Consider the following 19948-nt stretch of genomic DNA (forward strand, 5'->3'; position numbering starts at 1 on the left):
TGAACCCTTCCATCATCATTTCAGAACACTGGACCAAGGTCTGCAGTGGATTCACCGGTTCACCGGGAAGCACAGCTACATTATGCAGCCTTATCTGCATCTGACCAGCAGCCTGGGCCAGCCCTTTGATGTCCGGGTGCTGATGCAGAAGAACGGGCGCGGCGCCTGGACGCTAACCGGCATGGCCGTTAGGCTCGGCGGGCACGGGAGCCTTACCTCCAATCTGCACGGCGGGGGCACCGCGGTTGCCGTACTGCCTTTTCTGCTTGCAGAGTTTGGCTCTGCCGGGGCTGAGCTGCATGACGAGCTAGCCGCAGCGGCAGCCCTCCTCCCTCCTCTGCTGGAGGAATCCTTCGGCAGGCTCGGGGAGCTGGGCCTCGATTTCGGGATCGACGCCGGAGGCAGAATCTATCTGCTGGAGGCCAATTCCAAGCCGGGGCGAACGGTGTTCCGGCTGACGGGTGACAGGCGGGCTGCTAAGCTCGCAGCCGAGAACCCGCTGCGTTATGCGCGTCACCTGCTGCTGCATTCACCGGCAGGCCGCAGAAACAGCAGCTATAATACGCTCCGCTACAGACAGGAGAATGAAATCAATGGTTCCTAAGGAGGATTCATCAATGAGTCTCACTTTTTGCAACGTGCATTTCACCAAGCAGCCCCAAAGAGTGGTTTACGTGTCGGGTGAACTGATGAAAAGCCTGAAACTATCCGGCAAAAAAAATATCCGCCTGCGGCTCGGCAAGGATGCCATTCCGGCCATGATCAAGCCGATCAAGCGGGCAGGGAAGCATCTGTTCCTGGCTTCAGGTGTCAAGAGCGCCATCAAGGTTCCCAAAACGGGCGGCGTCTATCTGCGCAATCTGCAGAATGATGAGGTGCAGCTCGGGCCGCTGGTCGGCATTCTGTCCGACGGGCCTACCTCATCCGCCAACCCCTTCGGGTCCCGTACGGGCTTCATTAAGCAGCTGCTGCGCGAAGGCAGCAACAAATGCTATATTTTTGCCTTCACGCCGCGCGACATTGACTGGCAGAAGGAGCAGGTCAACGGCTTTTTCCTGAATGCCAGTGACAAATTTGAGCGCAAGCTTGTCCCGCTGCCGGATGTCGTGTACAACAGGCTGCCGAGCCGCAGGGCCGAAACTTCTCCATACATCAATCAGCTCCGCGAACGGTTCGGGCGGAAGCGGATTCCCTATTTCAACTGGAGCTTTTTCAATAAATCAGATGTATACCGACTGCTCGAGAACGACAATGCAGCCTACCGCTACGTACCTGAGACCGTCTCTAACCCCAGCTCAGAAAAAATGCGGGAAATGCTGGACCGTCATCACTTCGTATACTACAAGCCGTCTGCGGGAAGTCTGGGACACGGCATTTACCGGCTGACCTACCTGCCCAAGAAAGGCTATTTTGCCCGTTACCGTAAGGGCGGCAAAAATGTGCTGCTGCGCTTCAACAGCTTTGACAGCCTGATGCGCATGCTGCGCTCCCGCCACGGCCAGAACCTCCAGAATTATGTGGTGCAGCAGGGTATCCGCCTGATTGAGATCGACGCCTGCCCGATCGACTTCCGCTTTCATATGCACAAAAACGGCAGCAACCAGTGGGTCGTAGTCGGCATTGGAGCCAAAAAAGCCGGCCGCGGCAGCGTCACTACCCATCTTAAGAACGGAGGAGCCCTGCTCACTCCACAGCAGGCGCTCGGCCGGGTATTCGGTGCAAGGTCCGATGAAGTGCTGCAGCGGGCCAAAACGACTGCCGTCAAGCTGGCAGAGGCGCTGGAAATCCAGCACCGCCATCTGCTTGGCGAAATCGGGTTTGACCTTGGCATTGACCAGGATGAAGATATCTGGATGTTCGAGGCGAATGCCAAACCGGGACGTTCCATCTTCCGTCATCCTTCCCTGCGTGCTGAGGGCAAAGCTTCCGTTGAGCATATTCTGGAGCACTGCCTGTATCTCAGCAAATTCCGCAGGAGGGATGAACTGTGAATACCCGCGCCCCTGACTCCGGCAAACCGGTAATTGCAATACTGACAACCAGCGACAGGCTGAAGCAGTTCCGCGGCAACCGGAACAACTTCCGCGACATCATCCGTACCGGCAAGGAAATGGGTTATCTCGTCTATGTCGTCACCGTCCGCGACCTGAAGTTTGAGGAGCAGACGGTGAACGGCTTCATCCCTTCGCCCAGCGGAAGGATCTGGTATAACGCCCCCATGCCCCTGCCTCAGGTCATCTACAACCGGATTCCAAACCGGGATGAGGAAGAGAAAGCCCCGGTCGCCCACAAAATAGCCGAATGCCTGGAGCATGACTCCATCCAGATGTATAACCCGGGCTTTTTCAACAAATGGAATCTGTTTGAATGGCTCAAGGAATCGAAGGTTACCGTCCGGCATGTGCCTAAAACAAGACGCCTGCGCAGTGCAGCCACGCTGGTTGCGATGCTCAAAAATCATGACAGCCTCTATCTGAAACCAGAAAACGGCAAGGCCGGCAAGGGTATTATGCGGCTTAAATACGCGTCGGAGTCCCCCCTCCCCTTCAGGCTGCAGATCCAGGGCGGTAAAAAGAATGTAACCTACAAGGCTGCCTCCATCGACCGCCTGTGGAGCCGGATCAAGAGAGAAAAAGGTATCTCTCAATATATCGCACAGCAGGCCATCGGGCTGGCCACCCACCGCGGCCGCCCCTTTGATCTGCGGGTGCTGCTCCAGAAAAACGGACGCGGCGCCTGGGCGGTGACCGGAATCGGCGCCCGGCTGGCCGGCGTCCGCAGCATTACCACCCATGTGCCCCGCGGAGGCAGCATCGAGGAGCCTGCGGCTATGCTGGAGGGAACCTTCGGTACTGAGCGGGCCGCTTCCATCCTCAAAAACGTCCCGACCACCGCCCTGCTTATCGCCCGCCAGATTGAGCGGGCTTCGGGGGCTATGCTCGGTGAGATGTCGATGGATCTGGGCGTCGACGAGGAAGGCGGCCTCTGGTTCTTCGAGGCTAATTCACGCCCGATGAAATTCGATGAGCCGGCCATCCGTAAGCTGTCGCTGGAGCGGATCTTCCAGTACAGCCACCATCTTGCCCGGCAGGGCAAGTAGAAACGGCTACGCCGTCCTAAACAGGACGGTATCCGTTTCTGCAAGAAAGATAAGTAGAATCCTCCTAAAGGAAGTGAACCCCATGCAGATCTCTTCTATTTATGACAGTAATCCTGACCGCTGGAAAGCAAGAATCGCCGGGCTGCTTGATTTCCTCCGGGAATACGGAGACCGGCGGATCACTCTGCGCGGCTGCCGCGAGCTTGCCCGGTTAACGCCGGAACAGCTCTCGGTTCCCGGCGTCTCTCTCCTCGTCGCAACAGTCCGCGGGCAAAGCGGCCGGCAGCTGGCCGGCATCAGCTTTGTCTCCGGCTACGGTAAAGAAGCCTGCCTGGTTGCCGTTCACCCCTTGTACAGGGGCCGCCATACCGGTACAGCACTGCTGTCAGCCCAGCTACAGCGCCTGGGCCGGCTGGAATGCCTGGTGGCCTCCGATAATCCGGCCAGCCTGAAGATGTGCTTCAACAGCGGGCTGGCTGCTGTTGACCTGATAAGCGGCCCGACAGGCAAGCCCACGCTGCTGCTGCAGTCGCCTTCCGGCCGCAGCGCGGCAACTCTCCCACAAGAAGGTGAACTCCTGTGCCAGAACCCGTCTTAGGTATCCTGACCCTGTATTTAAATGACGCCAAGCAGCTTGAGGAGCGCAGTGTCTACCGGAGGATGATCATTGAAGGCCGCAAGCTCGGCCTGGATGTCTTCGTGTTTACCCCAATGGACGTCAACGCCGCCAAGGATCAGATTCATGCCATGATCTATGACCCGGCAAGCGGCAAATGGTCGCGTAAATGGCGCTCTTTTCCGAATATGATCTATGACCGCTGCCGGATTCAGCGCAGCTCCCGGTTCGAGCAGCTGCTGCGCTTCCGTTCACGTTATAACCATCTGACCTTTCTGAACCGTCCGCTGCGCAACAAATGGACGATCCACCAGACCTTTTCACAAAAGACCCGCTTCCGCCAGCATATGCCCGAGACGCTGCTCTACCAGTCTTCGTCTGACCTGCTGCGGATGCTGAAAACGAGCCCGGTTGTCTATGTGAAGCCGGTTAACGGTACGGGCGGACGCGGCATTTTGCGGATCGAACGGCTCAAAGAGGGGCAAAGCCTCTACGATATTCAAGGCCGCCGCCAAAGCCGGCAGATTATCCCCCCGCGCAAGGTGACACTGGCGAAGCTGGAAGCTATTGTCCGCCAGTGGTGCGCCGGCGGACGCTTCCTCGTCCAGCAGGGCATCCCGCTGCGCCTGCCGGGCGGGCGCTTCCACGACTACCGCATGCTCGTGCAGAAGAATGGGCAGGGCATATGGGAGCTGACAGGCATGGCCGGCCGCGTCGGTGCTGCCCGCAGCGTCACCTCGAACCTGCACGGCGGCGGGCATGCCGTCCGTGCTGAGGTGCTGCTGAAGGAATGGCTCGGCAGCACCGAGAAGGCCGACAAGACCATGAAGTCGGCGGAGAAGCTCGGCCTGGAGGCGGCAGCCTTCCTGGAGGAGAGCTTCGGCACGTTATGCGAGCTGGCGCTCGACCTCGCGATCGACCGTCAGGGCCGGATCTTCGTGCTTGAGGTTAACCCCAAGCCGGCCCGCGAGGTGTTCGCCCGCACCGGCGATAACACCACCTACCGCACAGCGCTGGTCCGCCCGCTGGAGTACGCGCTGTGGGTGCACAAGAACAAGAATGCGCCTGCCCCGGCTAAGGCGGCGGAGGAATAAAACAGATGCCCCCTGCCCGGAGAACCCGGAGCAGGGGGCATCTGTTGATTACAGTAAAAGAAGTGTCTGAACGACTGGTCTGTGCAGCTGATCTGGACACTTAACGAGTACATTTACATGCAAACGATTTAGTTTGATTTTCGCCCGCTAATTCCGCAAATCTGTAGCCTACTCCGGCATTAGTTGAAAAAAAGCAACTTATTTCAGACATCTCCCCTGCCACTCCCAACATCAATTTCACATCCACTTTTGCCCATTTATAGCTATAATGTTATAACAAGTAGCTTCATTCTTCTGTAATCCTTTAAAGCCAGAAATCGTGGACCCTTAACCTCCTGTAAGAGAGAAGTGATGACTTATGAGAAATAAGATTCTGTTTATCTCCCTTATATCAATACTTTTGATCGCTATAGCCGGTAATTATTACTTCTCCAATCACCTGCCGAAATCAATGGTTAATCATGTCATTCAAAAATCATTAGAAGGAAGTTATGCTGAATTAAATATAAGTACTCAAGATAAAGAAACGTTAGCGCAGTTTTTTGGCAGTGACTTAGCCGGTACAGATTTAGAATATTCCGGAGACTTCACGCATGCAAACCCTTCCTCGCCTGAGCTACACTATCACTTTGAGCGCATGGATTATGATCAGAACAACACACTCCTCCAAACCGTTACGGGAAATCTTGCTATCCGGCTGACCCGCCCCTCCTTTATCAAATGGAAAGTCGAACAAGTAAGGATCATTAATGAACTACAAAAAGTCCAATCCCGTTAATGCAGGAATGATAATAGATACTTATATGAACACAGATCGTATAGCCGCCATAAGATCAACGCTAAGGTTCATTCAGCACCAGAGTGCCGTCCCCCTTCCATCAGCAGTTCATTTAAATTTAGTTGGATTACCGCCACTTGTTTCCGCACAATAGAGCCTTTTGCCCGCATTAGTTAGAATTAAGCAGCCTAATTCAGACGAACCTTCCACCTTGAAGCGAATGCGGCTCAATGAAGTGTCCTTACTCCATCTACTATCGAAATAACGTTGTTTAAAGAAGAATTAACTGGGGATTTCCCATCTAATTTGACTGCCACACGCTAAACCGCTGCTTTTTTAAAGAAAATAATCAGCAAGCTCCAAGGTCCAATCTATTATGTAAAGTGCATAGAGGAAGCAAACGATTGTAACGATAAGGCAAGACAGCATCAGCCCGGACTTTTTATGTTTGACTGAAAACAGTATAAAAAGCACGTAACCAGCCGCTATAACGGATAATACGCTTACGGGAATTACCGGATTATTGTAGTGGGGGGTTATAGTAAAATGTACAAATCCGGAATCCTCTTCCTCACCGCCGCCTACAACGCCCCCTTATTGTCATCCTTCTATTGCTATAGCATCTGATTTCTCCATCTGCAGTTACAGCAATATTTATGTCATCGGGATACGTTCCAACCTTCGCAGAACATCGCCTCTCCCATCCAATGCTGCTCTGTACCCTTTCTTTTCGTGCAACTCCGGGCCTCAAAGCGGGAGCCAGGCTGTAAGAAAAAAGGTAAGCAAAGCCGTTCCCGTACAAACCAACAGCAACAGTCCCAGTTTCTCTTCTAGCAGATGCCATGCAAACAGAATGCACACAATGATACATAATAACAACAGGGCTATGTAAAACACCAAGGCATCGTAGCGGGTGACTGTGAACACATTGCCTGTCCCTACAGAAAAAGCTATACCGATAATTAAATACCATATACCGGCTCCCATCGCACCACTAAGAACAATAAACAGCAGACTCATTATCATCAACTAAAAACTCCCTTGGTCCATATGTAAATGAGATTAATAAAATCTCAATTTTTCCCTCCACATCTATTTATCGGCTCTTCCTTTCGTTTAGTTACATTTGTTAAATTGTTAGTGCCCACACAAAAAAAACCTGAGCTGCAGATCCGCAAAGGATCCATGTGCTCAGGCTTGCCGGAGGGCCGATTCTTTGGTTAGTCAGTTAGCTGGTATACTGTGAATCACGGCTGCGCGGCGGCTATGACAGACTGATGCGCAGCGTATAATCAAGCGGTGTTATCAGCGTAACAATAACCTTCTGGCAGCCGTCCGGATAGCTCATACCGCGGACCTCGGACAAATGATGCTCATGGCTGCCGTCTGTAAGCTCCATCCAGTCCCCGCCGGAGCTGTAGCGGAGCTTGCCGGATTTCCAGAAGGAGGTCTCCTTCGTTCCCGGAACCGGCGCAAGCGCCTCTCCCGCAAGCGTCCCTTCACTGCCGAAGAGCAGTACGATCTGGGTCAGTACATCCTCCGGCGATGCCGCGGTAAAATGCAGCTCCCAGCCCCCGCTGTGCTCGCTCACCCGGACGGATACTTTACTGGTCTGCGAATGGGTAAGCAGCCTTTCGCCATGCGGCAGCAGATACCAGGGACTGGCGGGCAGTCCTTGGCGCGGCGGCAGCTTGTCTGCGGGAATCGTCCCGTAATAGCCCTTATCGCCCGCGGATTCCAGCAGGAAGCCCGCTTCAGTCTCCTCCAGGGAATCCATCGTAATCAGCCCCGGCTCGAAGCTGGAAGCCAGCTGTACACCTAGCAGCCGGGCCTTGCCATGCCTCAGTGAGAACAGGGAGGACGCCTCGGTCATCACGCTCACGCTAGTAGAGCCGCTGCGGACCCGGGCAACAGGAGCGCCGAATTCGGTATGCTGCTTGCTGTGGCGGACAGGGCCGCCGTAGCCGTCCTGTCCGATCCGCTCAAGCAGCTCCCGGCGGCTGAACGCGCCGTTGATCACCTTGCGGTACCGGTCAGGCAGCTCGCCCGGCTGAACCGCAGCCGATTGAAGCTGCGGGTACAGCAGAAAGCCAAGCATGATCTGATTCGGCAGTGAGCCGGGATGATTCACCGCGCGGCCCGCCAGCTCTGCCAGGGCAGCAAACTCAGCATCCCCGTCAAGCTCGGCCATCAGCTTATAGCACAGATAGTAGTCCGCCAGCGAGAATACGCTGCCGAAGTCCTGGCGTCCCGAATAATCGGTCACCACTTCCCCGTCGGGGTGGACAAGGTATTTCATCATCCGCAGATTCAGGCGGACCGGCTCAAGCAGCTCAGGCCGGTTCAAGTCCCGGGCGGCATAATAGAGCATGATGTCACTGACAGTGTTGTAGATCCCGTTGCTCCGCTCCGTCCACTCTCCATCCGGGGTGATATCCATCCCCTCCTGCAGCCATTCCTCCGCTCTGTGCTTCAGCTCAATTTCCCCGAAAATCCTGTACAGGGAGCCGAGCGCGGCCGTCAGTACCCAGCGGTGATTGGGCGTATGTACTCCTCCGGTCAGCATCGCCGGAAAGGTCCGCTGCAAAAACATGCCGATCATGTTCTGTACCGTGCAGGCAGGCTCCCATGCCTGCTGCTCCAGCAGTGTATAGATATTAGCCAGCCCCACTACAACAAAGGCAGTATCCGGCGGTGAATGATAATTGGTCCAGCCCGGTGAGATCGTGCCGTCTTCGTGCTGAAACCGCAGCATGAATTCCACGGCCTGCTGCAGCCGCTGAAGCAGCGCCGGATCGCGGTAATACCGTGACTGCGGATTGGACAATGCAGCGGCCCAGGCCGCAATGTACTGGGCGGTACCGGTATGATTCGGCCAGGCTACACCACTCAGCGGATCACGTACGCCTCCGGAATAGCGGCTCGCCCGGTCTGTTATTTGCATAGCCAGGGATTCCTCTGTCCACTTGTCATTTATAGCCGTTATTCTATTGAACATTTGCTATTCCCCTCCAACTGTCCCCGCAGGATGTCCCCCTGTACGCCGGGCTATTTTTGAAACAAGGAGCTGATGGCTGCGCTCAATATCCTCCGGACTGCAGGCCGCTTTCAGCTCATACACCTTCACCGGTGCCTGCGCAATAATATTAAGAAACGAATCGAAGCCTTCTTCATCCCCGCTGTGCACATAGGGACACCAATGATCCGATAAGCCGATTGTTTCGTGTATATGAACGCCTACAATATCTTTGATCATTGCATTCGCTTCATTCACATTGTCATAGAGCCCCATCCGGCCCATCATCATACCGTGTCCGATGTCATACCACAGGCCGACCGGCGCCCCCTTCAGCCCGGAGATAATAGTTCCGGCTTCCTCAAGTGTCGGCATCTGGTTACAGCGCGAACGGGTCTCAATCCCGAATTTTACTTTGTACCCTCGTCTTGCCGACTGCCCGCACACCTCATCAAGGCTGTCTATTATTCGCTTAATGTAGCCCCCGCTTAAGGCTTCACGGCGTTCAATCATTTCGGACCACAGCTTCCGGTACGCGGCAGACTCCCGGCCTTCCCTGGTATAAATCTCTTTAAGCTGATGGTCAATGTCATAGTCAGAAGGAACCTCACCGGGATGCACTACAACAGCCTCAGCCCCGTAACGGTGGGCATATTCGGCTGACTGCAGCAGCAGCTCTACCGCCCTGCTCCGCCGCTCCTTATCCTCGAATCCAAGCAGAACCGAATCTGTACCGTAATCGGGATCGGCTATATGCGGGAATGTATTGTGCACACTGGAAATGCCGATCTCCCCGCATTCAATCAGCGGCTCAATGGTCTGCAGCATTTCCCGGGTTACGTTATAGTTCAGTTCAACTCTGGAGAAGCCCAGCGAACGGATTTCCTCAATCATCCGGGCACCGGAATCATGCTTTCTGATATTCCAGCAGGTCGAGAAGGAGTATTGCTCTTTTGATGTGAATTCCACTCCTGATCACCCTCTCTTTATCATTATTAAGAAGAAGTAATTTTCACTCCCGCACTGCTTCACCCCTTAACAGCCCCGGTCATTACACCGGAGACAAAATATTTCTGCAGCCATGGATATACAAGCAGAATAGGCACTGTTGCGAATATTACCGTTGCAGCCTTGAGGCTCTCCGGCACAACCGTACTGATGGCATTGCCCTCCATCCGCATCAGATCCGATACCTGGCTGTTCTGGATCATCTGGTACAGCTTAAGCTGCAGCGGGTACAGCTCCGGCTTGGTGATATACATCAGTGTATCCTGGAATCCGTTCCATCTGCCGACTGCATAGAACAGGCTCAAGGTGGCAAGCACCGGCATGGACAGCGGTACTATAATCCTGAGCAGCGTGCCAAACTGGCTGCTGCCGTCAATCTCTGCAGACTCCTTCAGCGCATCCGGAATACCGGCCAGGAAGGAGATCAGAATAATCATGTAGAACGGGCTGATCAGCCCCGGCAGAATAAGCGCCCAGATCGTATTCAGCAGGTGCAATTCACGAGTAAGAATATATTCAGGAATAATACCGCCGCTGAAGAACATGGTTACTACAATGATGAACATAAAGAATTTACGGCCCTTCAGGTCTTTTTTGGACAGTGCATAGCCGGCGGCAATGGTCATCATCATGCAGAACACCGTGAAGAGCACGGTCAGGAAGATCGTGAAGCCCAGGGAACGGATCATCGCAGCATCACTGAACACCTTTTTATAAGCCTCCACATTGAAATCCAAGGGGAATAAAGTGACTTTTCCCGATGAAATCGGCACGGTTCCGCTGAATGATACAGCCAGAATATGAATAAACGGAATCAGGCATGCCAGCACCGATAGGGTCAGACAGACGATAATGACCGCATCAAATACATTATTAGTCGATCTTTTGTTCATTATGTTTGTCGATCTTTTGCTAATTATGTTAACTGCTCTTTCACTCATCATGTACACTCCCTGTCACAAGGTTGTTATAGGATACTCTCGTCTGTAAGCTTTTTGGAGATATAATTGGCTGCCAGCAGGAATATAAGTCCGACTACCGCCTGGAACAGCCCTACCACCGTAGCCAGCGTATATTGCCCCGATTCCAGACCAATCCGGTATACGAAGGTGCTAAGCACATCCGAGTATTCCCTTACAGCCAGATTACCGATAACAAACGGACGCTCAAAGCCGATGGAGATCATATTTCCCAGGTTGATAATCAGCAGTGTAACAATGGTCGGTTTGATTCCCGGAATCGTAATATGGAGAATACGCTTTAGCCTGCCCGCTCCATCCACTTCAGCTGCCTCGAACAATTCCTTATTGATGCCGGTAAGCGCTGCGAGGTATAGAATTGTACCCCAGCCCGCACTCTGCCAGACCCCGGTCAGCAGATAGGTGATCAGCCAGTAATTTTTATCAGAAAGGAAAGGCACCGAATCAAAGCCGAGGCTCATCAGCAGATTGTTGACCATCCCGGACTGTGTGCCGAACAGCTGATAGACAATTCCCCCGATGATTACCCAGGAAATAAAATGCGGAATATATAGAATGGTCTGCGACAGCTTTTTAAACCAAACCACTTTGAGCTCAAACAGCATAATGGCAAGAATCAGCGGTGCCGGGAATGATACGATAAGATCAAGGAAGTTGAGCATCAGCGTATTGCGCAGGGTTAAATAGAAATCATGATTGGCAAAAACCTCACGGAATCCGTCCAGGCCGATCCATTCACTGCCTCCGATTCCCCTGAAAAAGTTAAAATCCTTAAATGCAATCTGCACACCGTACATAGGGCCGTATTTAAAGACGATGAAGAAGGTAATGGGCAGCACCAGCAATGCGTACATCTGCCAGTTTCTGCGGAAATATCGGGCATACCCCATGGGCGGCTCCTCCTTTGCTGTTCCTCGGATTATAAGGAGAGCAGTACGGCCCGAAGGCCGCACCGCTCCGTCAAATTCAGATCTGTTACTTCTGATCGCTATAGGCAGCCTTGCGCTCATCCAGAATCGATTGTCCGCCGCTTCCCATATAATCCTTCAGCATGCTTTCATAGGTTGCATCGAATTCTGCCGGGGACACCATGGTTGATTTTACAATCAGCTGCTTAATTTTCTCACCGAGAGTAGTGCCGTATTTACTTTCAGCCTCAATCGGACGGCTTGTGTACACAGGTTCAACGGCATCCGTATTTGAGATCTCCAGTGATTTAGCAATGATATCCTGATACTGAATCTTAAAGCTCTTTACAAAAGCTTCATTATTCTTTTCCTGGCTCTCAAAAATCCGGCCGTTAGCGATAATACCGATATCTCCGCCGCCCATCAGCTTATTAGAGGATTCAGCAGACATGTCGGAAATGGTAACCGGCACACCGTTTTCCAGGGTATAGTGCTCGCCTTCGATCCCGTTCTGAATGTACATCAGATGGTCTTCAGAGGCCATCCAGTCCAGATATTTGATCGCTTCAACCGCATGTTTGCTGGATTTTGGGATCATTACATACATTCCGTTCGGGGCTGCCACCGGTTTGGCGTGCTTGCCTTCACTGTTCGTGTAAGGATCGATTGCGGTCAGGACCGCATCCGGATGATTCTGCAGCAGCACATCATAAGCGCCATCAGGGTAGAAGATATTATCGTTGTCTTCACTAAAAGCACCTACGAGCCCGGAGCCGATATTCTGGGTCAGTGTTTCTTTATTCTCATCCAGGGCAAAATCCTTGCTGATCAGCCCTTCGTTATACAGCTTGTTCATATATTGGACAGCATCCTTGAATCCGGGCAGCAGAATCGGATAATCTCTGGAGCTCAGTGTCTGGGTCAGCTCGAAGCGCTCCTGCTCGGTTACAGGCTGGATAAAGGACCAGATCAGAGACTCATATTGGCCAGGAGCAATCGTCATGCCGAGTGGAATGACCTTTCCTCCGGTTTCACCCGGGTCCTTCTCCTTGAAGGCTATCAGTGTATTGTAGAGCTCCTCTGTAGTTGTTGGAACCGGCAGCCCCAGCTTATCCAGCCAATCCTGGCGCACGAAGGAGGCATATTTCCCGACGGTAGAGCGTTTGGCCGGGATACTGTATTGAACCCCCTCATATTGGCCATATTTCAGTGTTGCTTCACCAAGGAAGGCTTTCAGATTCGGTCCGTATTCATCCAGCAGCGGGGTCAGATCGGTTAAGCCGCCCTGCTCGGCATATTTATTGAAGGTGCCCGAGTCATAGGTGAACACAATATCAGGGACATCGGTGCCGCTCGCCATCAATACATTAAGCTTGGTTACTTCCTCCGAGCGGGGAATAGGAACAAATTCGACGTCGATGTTGTTGGCCTGACCAAAGCTTTCTTTTACATAGTCGGTCAAAAAGTTATCCGATGCCGTAAGTCCAGCCGGTGCATTGCCGCGGTCAAACACTTCGATTTTCAAGCTTCCGGCTTGCTCTGCTCCGCCTTCACCCGCACTTGTACTATTGTCTTGCGAGCACGCTGACAACAATACTGATGAAGCAAGAACTGCCGAAAGACCCAAAGCTATTTTCCCTTTGCTGTGACCGATTGCCATATTCCCTCACCTTACCCTTTCGAATTCTGGTATTAACCCAGTCGTCTCTGTCTCTGTTATGCTTTCGACTTGATCATGGGATGAATTATTACATCGTTTTTACAAAAGTACAATAAACATGTTTCTTTGCGCTTTTTCATGAAAAAAAATAAAGATTTACGTCATTTTTCATGACATATATACAATTTTCCCGCGAATTTTAGGTGAGTAGCAGTTAAATATCCGCCTTATATAACACACACATAACACAATAAGTTATGGATATAACTAAAAATTCGAATAAAAAAGCGTAAATGCCGGCCGCTAGGCTTCCGGATTTACGCTTTGCTTATGCTTTGTTCATATATAGCTTACGGATGATTCAGCTTCCGGTGATCGCCGGGAGTCATTCCGGTAACCCGCTTAAAGACTCGTCCGAAGGTAATAGCGTTAGCATATCCAATCTGTAGTGCAATATCCTGTATGCTGTCCTGCGTGTTATCCAGCAGTTCCTTCGCCTTTCTTATCCGCAGCTCTGCCAGGAAGTCGACAAACTTCATATTGAATTCCTCCTTAAACAGATAGCTGGCATATTTGCCGGAGATCTGGAACCGTTCGCTCAGATGGTTTAAGGAAAGATCCGGATTAGCATAATTGCCTTCAATGTAATGCTTAACCTCCTTAATCATGACACGGTGGCTCTTGAGTTCATTCACCGACACATAAACATGGTAGGTTTCATTAAGCCAGCCGGTCAGCAGCTCCCTGATCTCCTCAAGATCTTTACTTTTGCGGATCTGCTCCTGCAAACCTCCGTTACCGGTCAATGCAAACTGCCTGTCCAGTGTCTCCGAGATGCCTTTTAGCTCCTGCTCCAGCGCCTGCAGCATGACCTCCAGCAGCATGTAAATTTCCTCATCCTTCAAACGGTCCTTGCGGAACGAAGATAATATTTCCTCCAGCCGACTCCGCCAATTTTCTCCCGACAGCCGGAATTCACGGACAAGCCGGGTGAAATTATCGAAATATTTATAGCTCTGCAGCCCAGGCTCTTCCTGCCGGTCCATATGAACCGCGGCAATCTCCGTTCCCAGCGCTAGCCTGTGGCTCAATACACCGGCAGCAGCAGTGTAGGACAGATGAATATCCTGCATGCGGTTAACACTATGACCGACGCCAAAGGTAAGGGAGAGCCGCAGATTATCCAGAATCCAGCTGTGGCACCCTTTGGCCAGCTCAAGCAGCTGCTGAGGGCTATCTTCAGATGGCTGGCGGCGGAGGCCGATCAGGACAGCAAGCCGTTGTCCGCTAACCCATTCCGACCATGCCTGAAGCTGTTTCTCCGCCATCAGATCACTGATTACATGGGTCAGGGCGAATTTAAGCAGATTCTGCTCCTGCCGGGATAGAACCTTCAGCTCCTCTGCGGTATTGATCTCCGCCGCAAATACAACAAAGGCCTCAAACTCTCTTGTTCCCTCAAAGGGGTCAAGCGCTGTTAATCTGTCCTGCACATCCTTTATACGTTCGCCGCCCATGATATCCAGGAACAGCTGCCTGCGCTGGATCATCAGATTTTCATAGCGCTCGCGCTCATAATCCGTCGTCAGCTGCACCAGACTGTCCAGAGCTGTGTGCATCAGGGCCAGCTCATCCGGGTTAGCGGCTGCAGCCGGTTCATTTTTCCCATGGGGCTGCAAAGCTTGAATCCGTATCATCAGCTGCTTAATCGGCCGGTAATTGCGCCGGGTGATATAAATGATATATAGCACACCGAGGGAAATCGTCACCAGGCCGATCACAATCCAGACATAGGAAATGACTGAGATCCAGTCAAACAGCCGGCCTGCACGGAGTCCGCTCTCAAAGGTCCAGCCCAGGCTCTCCGCCTGGATGGTAGACAGCTTGCGCATGCCGTCGCCTGATGCCTGCGAGGAATCATACATCAGGGTGCCTGCAGAATCTTTAATCCGGACAAAAGAAAGCTCGCCGTTCGTTAACCCTTCCACTAAACGCTCCAGACGGTATACGCTGATGTTGATTACGATGTAACCGTCTGAACCCAGGGGGATCGGAAGCCTTCTGGCCAGAGAGACCACCGGATATTCTGCCTTGGCGTTTCTTGGCTGGTACAACCGCACCGGACTCCATCCGCTCTGCACCTGCTGCTGTGAGATCTGATCAATGTATGCTGCCTCATGAGTTAAATCGAGGTCCACGTAACCGCTTTGGCTGAGAACCTGCCTGTCCTTGCTGCGGTAAATATAGATTGAGTCGATTAAGCTGATGCGCTCAGCCAGGCGGTTCATGCTCTGGACAATTTCGTAGGATCCGTCATCAGCGAAAGCCGCACCGGACCTATCAAAAAAATCATTGTAGGCGTAATTATTCTCGATCTCATCGAGCACACTGAACTGCGCATCACTTAAAGTCCGCTCCACGGTATCTGCAATATAGCTGGTGGAGATATAGTTGGCTTTTTGCGTCTCGCTGCGGGAGAGCTCTGTAATGATCATAAAGGCCAGAAAAATAAGCACGGACACAACAAGCAGAAAAACAGGGAAATATGAAAATAGCATCCGGCTGTACCAACTGCGCTTCATAGCTCTTCCCCTCCCTTTTTAGGCATATTATCGGCTTGAATGCGAGACCACCTTATTTCTTTTATAGCCCTGAAGTGAGCCTGCTTCTTACAGCAGCCGCAGCTCCGATGGCTCCCGCCCGGTTACCGAGCTCCGCCTGCCGGATTGCCAGTGATTGCTGCGGTGTATAACGGCTGACACGTCTGGTAACCTCATCTATATATCCCTGATTCTTCTCCACTACTCCGCCGCCGAGAATGATAAGCTCAAGATCGAGCGTGACTGCTATATTCTTGACGACAGCGGCCATGTGTTCATAGGCCTGATCCAAAAGCTGCAATGCGGCTTCATCCTCGCGTTCCGCTGCCGCAAATACATGCTCAGCGCGGACAGGTCCGCCCTGGGCCAGCTCGCGGATTAAAGACGGACGCTTGCTGCTGTGCACATAATCTTCAGCCTTCGCTCCAATCCCTGTACCCGAAGCCTCCATTTCAAACGGGCCGAACTCGCTGTACTCCGGATCAGCTGCAGCAGTGTACTCACCGGGCTTAACGATGAGATAGCCGATCTCGCCGGCTGCGAAGCGGGCTCCCCGGTACAGCCGCCCGTCCAGGAACAAGGCGCTTCCGACCCCGGTTCCAACCGTGATCATGATGAAATGCCCGGAGCCTGCCGCAGCTCCCGCTGCATGCTCGCCCAGTGCCGCCATATTGACGTCATTATCTAGGACTATAGAACCAGAATAACGGGCGGCAATAAGAGGACGGATATCTATAGCAGGCCAATTCAGCGCCGGAGCGCTGGTTAGTGTCCCAGTACGTTCGTTCATCACTCCCGGAAAGCCGATCCCTATTCCCTTAAGCGATGAGAGCGTACCGCCGTTGCGGATACAGCTCTGCTCCAGTTCAGCAAATAACCAATCAAAGAATCTCCCGGGATCGCGGCTCAGCTGTGTCTCCAGCTTGTACTCCTCCAGTATATTGCCCTGCTCATCTGTCAGGCAGAGCTGTGTTTTGGTCCCGCCGACATCGATTCCTGCGCTAAATAAGTTCATGATGAATTCCTCCGCATAGTATGATTTGTTGTGCAGGCCTACTGTCCGCGGATATTACGGAAGGCAGCCTGAATTGCAATTTGAATGGCACCAAGCACCACATCCTTATCTCCATTGCCGGAAACAGACAGCTGCGGCTTACGGTGCAGCTGCGCCAGCCCGGCTTCCAGCCTGTGCAGCAGCAGGTCTCCGTTTCTGCCGATTCCGCCGCCCAGCACAATCCGTTCCGGGGCGATTACCGCACTAATACTGCCAAGCGCCTCTGCAAGCAGGCTGCAGTAAGCATCCAGAATGGACTCAGCGAGGGCATTGCCGCTGCGGACTTCATCAAATATCTGCTCAGCAGATACACCCGGTTCTGCAAACTGCGGATTTGCTGATGAATCATGCTCCGCGGATAAGCGGGAAGCGAGCTGCTTAAGTCCGCCTGCGGACAGAATATCCTCAAGCCTGCCCGCACTTAGCCTCACGTTGGCCAGCTCCCCTGCACCGCCGCCAAGTCCGCGGTAAATCTCCCGGCCCAGAATCAGCCCGCCGCCGGTACCCTCACCAATGGAGAAATAGAGGAGAGAGCCGCTGAATTCCGGCCCCGATAAGGTATACTCGGCCAGGGCGGCGAGGTTTACATCATTTTCGGTGACGACAGGCACCGGGAACAGCTGTGTCAGAGCCGTCAGCTTCAGTGTTGCCTCCCGGCCCGCCAGCGGCGATACCAGCTCAGACACCTTGCCGTCTGCCGGATCAACAACACCCGGAATTCCGAAGGCTGCCGACTGGATACTGCCCCAGTTCAGCCCGGCTTCGGCAAGCAGCTCATCAAAGCCCAGCACCAGAAAAGCCTGAAAATCCGGCTCTTCCAGATTCTCTGCCGGCATAACCAGCTGTTTGTAATGGCAAATCTCTCCGCCCATATCGGCCAGCGCCATCCTGATCCGGGTCGCTCCCAGGTCAACACCGATGGTATAAAAGCACTTCTGGTTAAATTCGAGCAAAGTGGCCTTACGGCCCTGGGCATTCTCAGCCCGTCCTGTTTCCCTGACCAGCCCCCGCCCGATTAATTGCGCAACCGCCGAGGAAATAGTAGGCTTGCTTAGTCCTGTTTCACGGCTAAGATCTGCTCTAGATTGCGGTCCGCCGGCAATAACCCGGTCCAGGATCAGCATTTCATTCATGTTGCGCATCGCTTTCGGCGTTCCTGCAGATGACATATTCAGCATTCGCCCTTTACAAGATAGTTAGTTAAGTTTCTTAACTTAATATACAATACTTCGGCAATCATCCGCTAGACTTTTGGCAGGTTCTTTAACATCAGCCGGCAGAGAAAAATATCCGGCCTTTGCTATGTCCCATATCAGGACTAGGCTTCGTGCCTGTTTTCTTTTCTCCGGCTTCTTGGGCTATAATTGAAGGTAAATATATTTACGGGGTGTACAAATGAAGGAACACAGCTATGACAACGCGGACGCTCTAATGGGGGCATTTCAACAATTCTCACGGCTTAACTGGCAAAAAACAGCCATGTTCGGACTGAAGCCGAGTGAGATCCGGGTGCTGATTACAATCCATACGGGCAAAAAAAGATCCGGAACGGACACGCTGACCGTCTCTGAAGTCAGCAGGCTCCTCCGGGTAACGTCCCCTACCATTACGCAAATGGTAAATAGCCTGCTCAGCCAGGGGCTGGTCGAACGCAGCACCAGCTCCCAAGACCGCAGAATCAGCGCCCTTCAGTTGACGGAGCAGGGTGAGATTCTCGCCGACAAGGCAATCGCGAAGATTCGCGATACCTTCAAGGGCATGATTGACCATCTGGGTGAGGACAAAAGCAGCCAGCTCATCGGACTCTTGAACGAGGTTCATGCTTATTTCGAGCAGCTGAACGGGGAGCCGGACTGCTCTTGACCTTATGCAAAATTCCACCCCGCTGCACTGCTGCACCGGCGTTTCTGGTGGATCAACGGGACTTTTCTGTTGTTACTTCAAGGTTATTCCGCGCTGTCGTACAGACCAATCAGCTCATCGAACGCAGAGATAATGACATCTGAGCCCTTCAGCTCCTCCTGGCGGCCGAAGCCGGCATAACCGCAGCCGATTACAGTCTGGCCGTTGCCCCTGCCGGCCTCGACATCGGATGAACGGTCGCCGACCATCCATGCGCTGCTCACCCCGTTATCCTTAAGCAGGATGCCCAGCAGCTCCGTCTTGGTTGCTGTTCCCTGACCTCCTGCGCTGTATAGCCCCTCGAACAACTCCTTCAGCTCATGTACCACTACAATGCTGTGAATGTAATCCGCCAGCCCGTTGCTGGCAACGAACAGACGGACCCCGCGCTCATGCAGCGCATGCAGCGTCTCCACTACCTTCGGATACAGCAGGGTGCCGCCGGCTTCCAGCCCCTCAATTTCCAGCTGGAGCAGCAGTTCATCGGCCCGCCGGTGCACAGCTTCATCTGCTTCGGGCATCACATTATGCCAGATCTGCGCCAGCAGCATTCCCAGACTGCCCAGGATCCGTTCCTCCGGCGGTGTCGGGCCGGCATACAATCCTTCTTCACGGAGGATATCGAACATTTTATGATAAGCAGGCAGTAACAGGCTTTCAGTCTGGAACAGTGTTCCGTCCATATCAAAGACAATGGCTTCCGGTTTCTTCAGTTTAGTCATTAAGGACCCTTCCCTTCCGGTGTTGTTCTGCAGGTGATCTCAAAATCATGATATAGGATTACGGCCTACGTTGTCTATGAATCCGGCAATCAGGACAAGCACAAGGGACCGGTGCATCCACTGTCAAAGTGTCTGCATCCGGCCCCTTCATTCACATCATTCATATAAAATACAATAATAGCCTAGATCCGGTCAAAGCTGGAGATCAGCTCGTCCAGTACATCCTTACTGACCATTTTACCTCTGAAGTTAATGAGGTTTTCTGCACTGCCGGAGAAGATGCAGGTAGGCTCATATTTTCTCAAAATGATCTTCTCTCCGTCAACAAAAATTTCCAGCGGGTCTTTTATGTCGATTCCCATTGTTCTGCGCAGCTCAATCGGAATTACAATACGTCCCAGTTCATCTACTTTTCTTACAATACCTGTTGCTTTCATCATTATGCATCCTCCCTTGAAATAAGCACCTTATATAATCATTTGTGTTAAAAGCTCTCAATGCTTCTAAATA

The 19948-nt window shown here is 52.7% G+C and carries 18 protein-coding genes; 7 read left to right on the forward strand and 11 right to left on the reverse strand.

Annotated features, from left to right (window positions below; translation table 11 throughout):
• The 6 genes from BN3772_RS17815 to BN3772_RS17840 form a co-directional block, all read left to right on the forward strand.
• Positions 1-604: YheC/YheD family protein (locus BN3772_RS17815; protein ID WP_042201120.1), on the forward strand; the 604-nt coding region annotated here is incomplete at its 5' end.
• A 13-nt stretch (positions 605-617) separates the two neighbouring features.
• Positions 618-1991 (forward strand): YheC/YheD family endospore coat-associated protein, encoded by a 1374-nt coding sequence (locus BN3772_RS17820; RefSeq protein WP_042201121.1) that lies wholly within the window; start codon positions 618-620, stop codon positions 1989-1991.
• A complete protein-coding gene (locus tag BN3772_RS17825) occupies positions 1988-3100 on the forward strand; it encodes a YheC/YheD family endospore coat-associated protein (RefSeq protein WP_042201122.1) in 1113 nt (370 codons plus the stop codon). The genes BN3772_RS17820 and BN3772_RS17825 overlap by 4 nt, the downstream gene beginning before the upstream one ends.
• A gap of 82 nt (positions 3101-3182) precedes the next feature.
• Complete coding sequence (locus BN3772_RS17830; RefSeq protein ID WP_042201123.1) at positions 3183-3698, forward strand: GNAT family N-acetyltransferase; 516 nt, start codon at positions 3183-3185, stop codon at positions 3696-3698.
• Entirely contained in the window at positions 3680-4810 is a 1131-nt protein-coding gene (locus BN3772_RS17835) for a YheC/YheD family endospore coat-associated protein (protein WP_042201124.1), read from the forward strand. The genes BN3772_RS17830 and BN3772_RS17835 overlap by 19 nt, the downstream gene beginning before the upstream one ends.
• 358 nt (positions 4811-5168) lie before the next feature.
• A complete protein-coding gene (locus BN3772_RS17840) occupies positions 5169-5588 on the forward strand; it encodes a hypothetical protein (protein ID WP_042201127.1) in 420 nt (139 codons plus the stop codon).
• Positions 5589-6335: 747 nt separating this feature from the next.
• Here BN3772_RS17840 and BN3772_RS17845 read toward each other — a convergent pair.
• From BN3772_RS17845 to BN3772_RS17885, 9 genes are all read right to left on the reverse strand, one after another.
• Positions 6336-6614 carry a hypothetical protein gene (locus tag BN3772_RS17845; protein ID WP_042201128.1) on the reverse strand — a complete coding sequence of 93 codons (279 nt, stop codon included), beginning with the start codon at positions 6612-6614 and terminating at the stop codon, positions 6336-6338.
• Between the two features lie 238 nt (positions 6615-6852).
• Complete coding sequence (locus BN3772_RS17850; RefSeq protein WP_042201129.1) at positions 6853-8586, reverse strand: prenyltransferase/squalene oxidase repeat-containing protein; 1734 nt, start codon at positions 8584-8586, stop codon at positions 6853-6855.
• Between the two features lie 3 nt (positions 8587-8589).
• A complete protein-coding gene (locus tag BN3772_RS17855; protein WP_042201130.1) occupies positions 8590-9573 on the reverse strand; it encodes a sugar phosphate isomerase/epimerase family protein in 984 nt (327 codons plus the stop codon).
• Between the two features lie 59 nt (positions 9574-9632).
• Positions 9633-10505, reverse strand: a complete 873-nt coding sequence (locus BN3772_RS17860; protein ID WP_042201159.1) for a carbohydrate ABC transporter permease — start codon at positions 10503-10505, stop codon at positions 9633-9635.
• 74 nt (positions 10506-10579) lie between these two features.
• A complete protein-coding gene (locus BN3772_RS17865; RefSeq protein WP_042201131.1) occupies positions 10580-11482 on the reverse strand; it encodes an ABC transporter permease in 903 nt (300 codons plus the stop codon).
• Between the two features lie 85 nt (positions 11483-11567).
• Positions 11568-13160, reverse strand: a complete 1593-nt coding sequence (locus tag BN3772_RS17870; RefSeq protein ID WP_042201132.1) for an extracellular solute-binding protein — start codon at positions 13158-13160, stop codon at positions 11568-11570.
• Positions 13161-13510: 350 nt separating this feature from the next.
• Complete coding sequence (locus tag BN3772_RS17875; protein ID WP_042201134.1) at positions 13511-15742, reverse strand: helix-turn-helix domain-containing protein; 2232 nt, start codon at positions 15740-15742, stop codon at positions 13511-13513.
• 61 nt (positions 15743-15803) lie between these two features.
• Positions 15804-16775 carry an ROK family protein gene (locus BN3772_RS17880; protein WP_042201135.1) on the reverse strand — a complete coding sequence of 324 codons (972 nt, stop codon included), beginning with the start codon at positions 16773-16775 and terminating at the stop codon, positions 15804-15806.
• Between the two features lie 38 nt (positions 16776-16813).
• Positions 16814-17983, reverse strand: coding sequence for an ROK family transcriptional regulator (locus tag BN3772_RS17885; protein ID WP_167336682.1), 1170 nt, complete (start codon positions 17981-17983; stop codon positions 16814-16816).
• Between the two features lie 226 nt (positions 17984-18209).
• Between BN3772_RS17885 and BN3772_RS17890 the strand changes: the two genes are divergently transcribed.
• Positions 18210-18677: a MarR family winged helix-turn-helix transcriptional regulator gene (locus BN3772_RS17890; protein WP_042201139.1), complete on the forward strand. Its 468-nt coding sequence runs from the start codon at positions 18210-18212 to the stop codon at positions 18675-18677.
• 83 nt (positions 18678-18760) lie between these two features.
• On the opposite strand, the gene BN3772_RS17895 is transcribed toward BN3772_RS17890, so the two are convergent.
• On the reverse strand, positions 18761-19438 hold the full coding sequence (locus BN3772_RS17895; RefSeq protein WP_042201141.1) for an HAD family hydrolase: 678 nt from the start codon (positions 19436-19438) through the stop codon (positions 18761-18763).
• Positions 19439-19620: 182 nt separating this feature from the next.
• A complete protein-coding gene (locus tag BN3772_RS17900) occupies positions 19621-19878 on the reverse strand; it encodes an AbrB/MazE/SpoVT family DNA-binding domain-containing protein (protein ID WP_042174925.1) in 258 nt (85 codons plus the stop codon).
• Positions 19879-19948: the final 70 nt, after the last annotated feature.

The sequence above is a fragment of the Paenibacillus camerounensis genome (assembly GCF_000723885.1).
GTDB lineage: Bacteria > Bacillota > Bacilli > Paenibacillales > Paenibacillaceae > Paenibacillus_AQ > Paenibacillus_AQ camerounensis.

Coding starts and splice junctions, on each gene's coding strand:
- BN3772_RS17820 (WP_042201121.1), top strand. CDS start 618: ATGAGTCTCACTTTTTGCAACGTGCATTTCACCAAGCAGCCCCAAAGA.
- BN3772_RS17830 (WP_042201123.1), top strand. CDS start 3,183: ATGCAGATCTCTTCTATTTATGACAGTAATCCTGACCGCTGGAAAGCA.
- BN3772_RS17840 (WP_042201127.1), top strand. CDS start 5,169: ATGAGAAATAAGATTCTGTTTATCTCCCTTATATCAATACTTTTGATC.
- BN3772_RS17845 (WP_042201128.1), bottom strand. CDS start 6,614: ATGATAATGAGTCTGCTGTTTATTGTTCTTAGTGGTGCGATGGGAGCC.
- BN3772_RS17850 (WP_042201129.1), bottom strand. CDS start 8,586: ATGTTCAATAGAATAACGGCTATAAATGACAAGTGGACAGAGGAATCC.
- BN3772_RS17860 (WP_042201159.1), bottom strand. CDS start 10,505: ATGAACAAAAGATCGACTAATAATGTATTTGATGCGGTCATTATCGTC.
- BN3772_RS17865 (WP_042201131.1), bottom strand. CDS start 11,482: ATGGGGTATGCCCGATATTTCCGCAGAAACTGGCAGATGTACGCATTG.
- BN3772_RS17870 (WP_042201132.1), bottom strand. CDS start 13,160: ATGGCAATCGGTCACAGCAAAGGGAAAATAGCTTTGGGTCTTTCGGCA.
- BN3772_RS17875 (WP_042201134.1), bottom strand. CDS start 15,742: ATGAAGCGCAGTTGGTACAGCCGGATGCTATTTTCATATTTCCCTGTT.
- BN3772_RS17880 (WP_042201135.1), bottom strand. CDS start 16,775: ATGAACTTATTTAGCGCAGGAATCGATGTCGGCGGGACCAAAACACAG.
- BN3772_RS17885 (WP_167336682.1), bottom strand. CDS start 17,983: ATGTCATCTGCAGGAACGCCGAAAGCGATGCGCAACATGAATGAAATG.
- BN3772_RS17890 (WP_042201139.1), top strand. CDS start 18,210: ATGAAGGAACACAGCTATGACAACGCGGACGCTCTAATGGGGGCATTT.
- BN3772_RS17895 (WP_042201141.1), bottom strand. CDS start 19,438: ATGACTAAACTGAAGAAACCGGAAGCCATTGTCTTTGATATGGACGGA.
- BN3772_RS17900 (WP_042174925.1), bottom strand. CDS start 19,878: ATGATGAAAGCAACAGGTATTGTAAGAAAAGTAGATGAACTGGGACGT.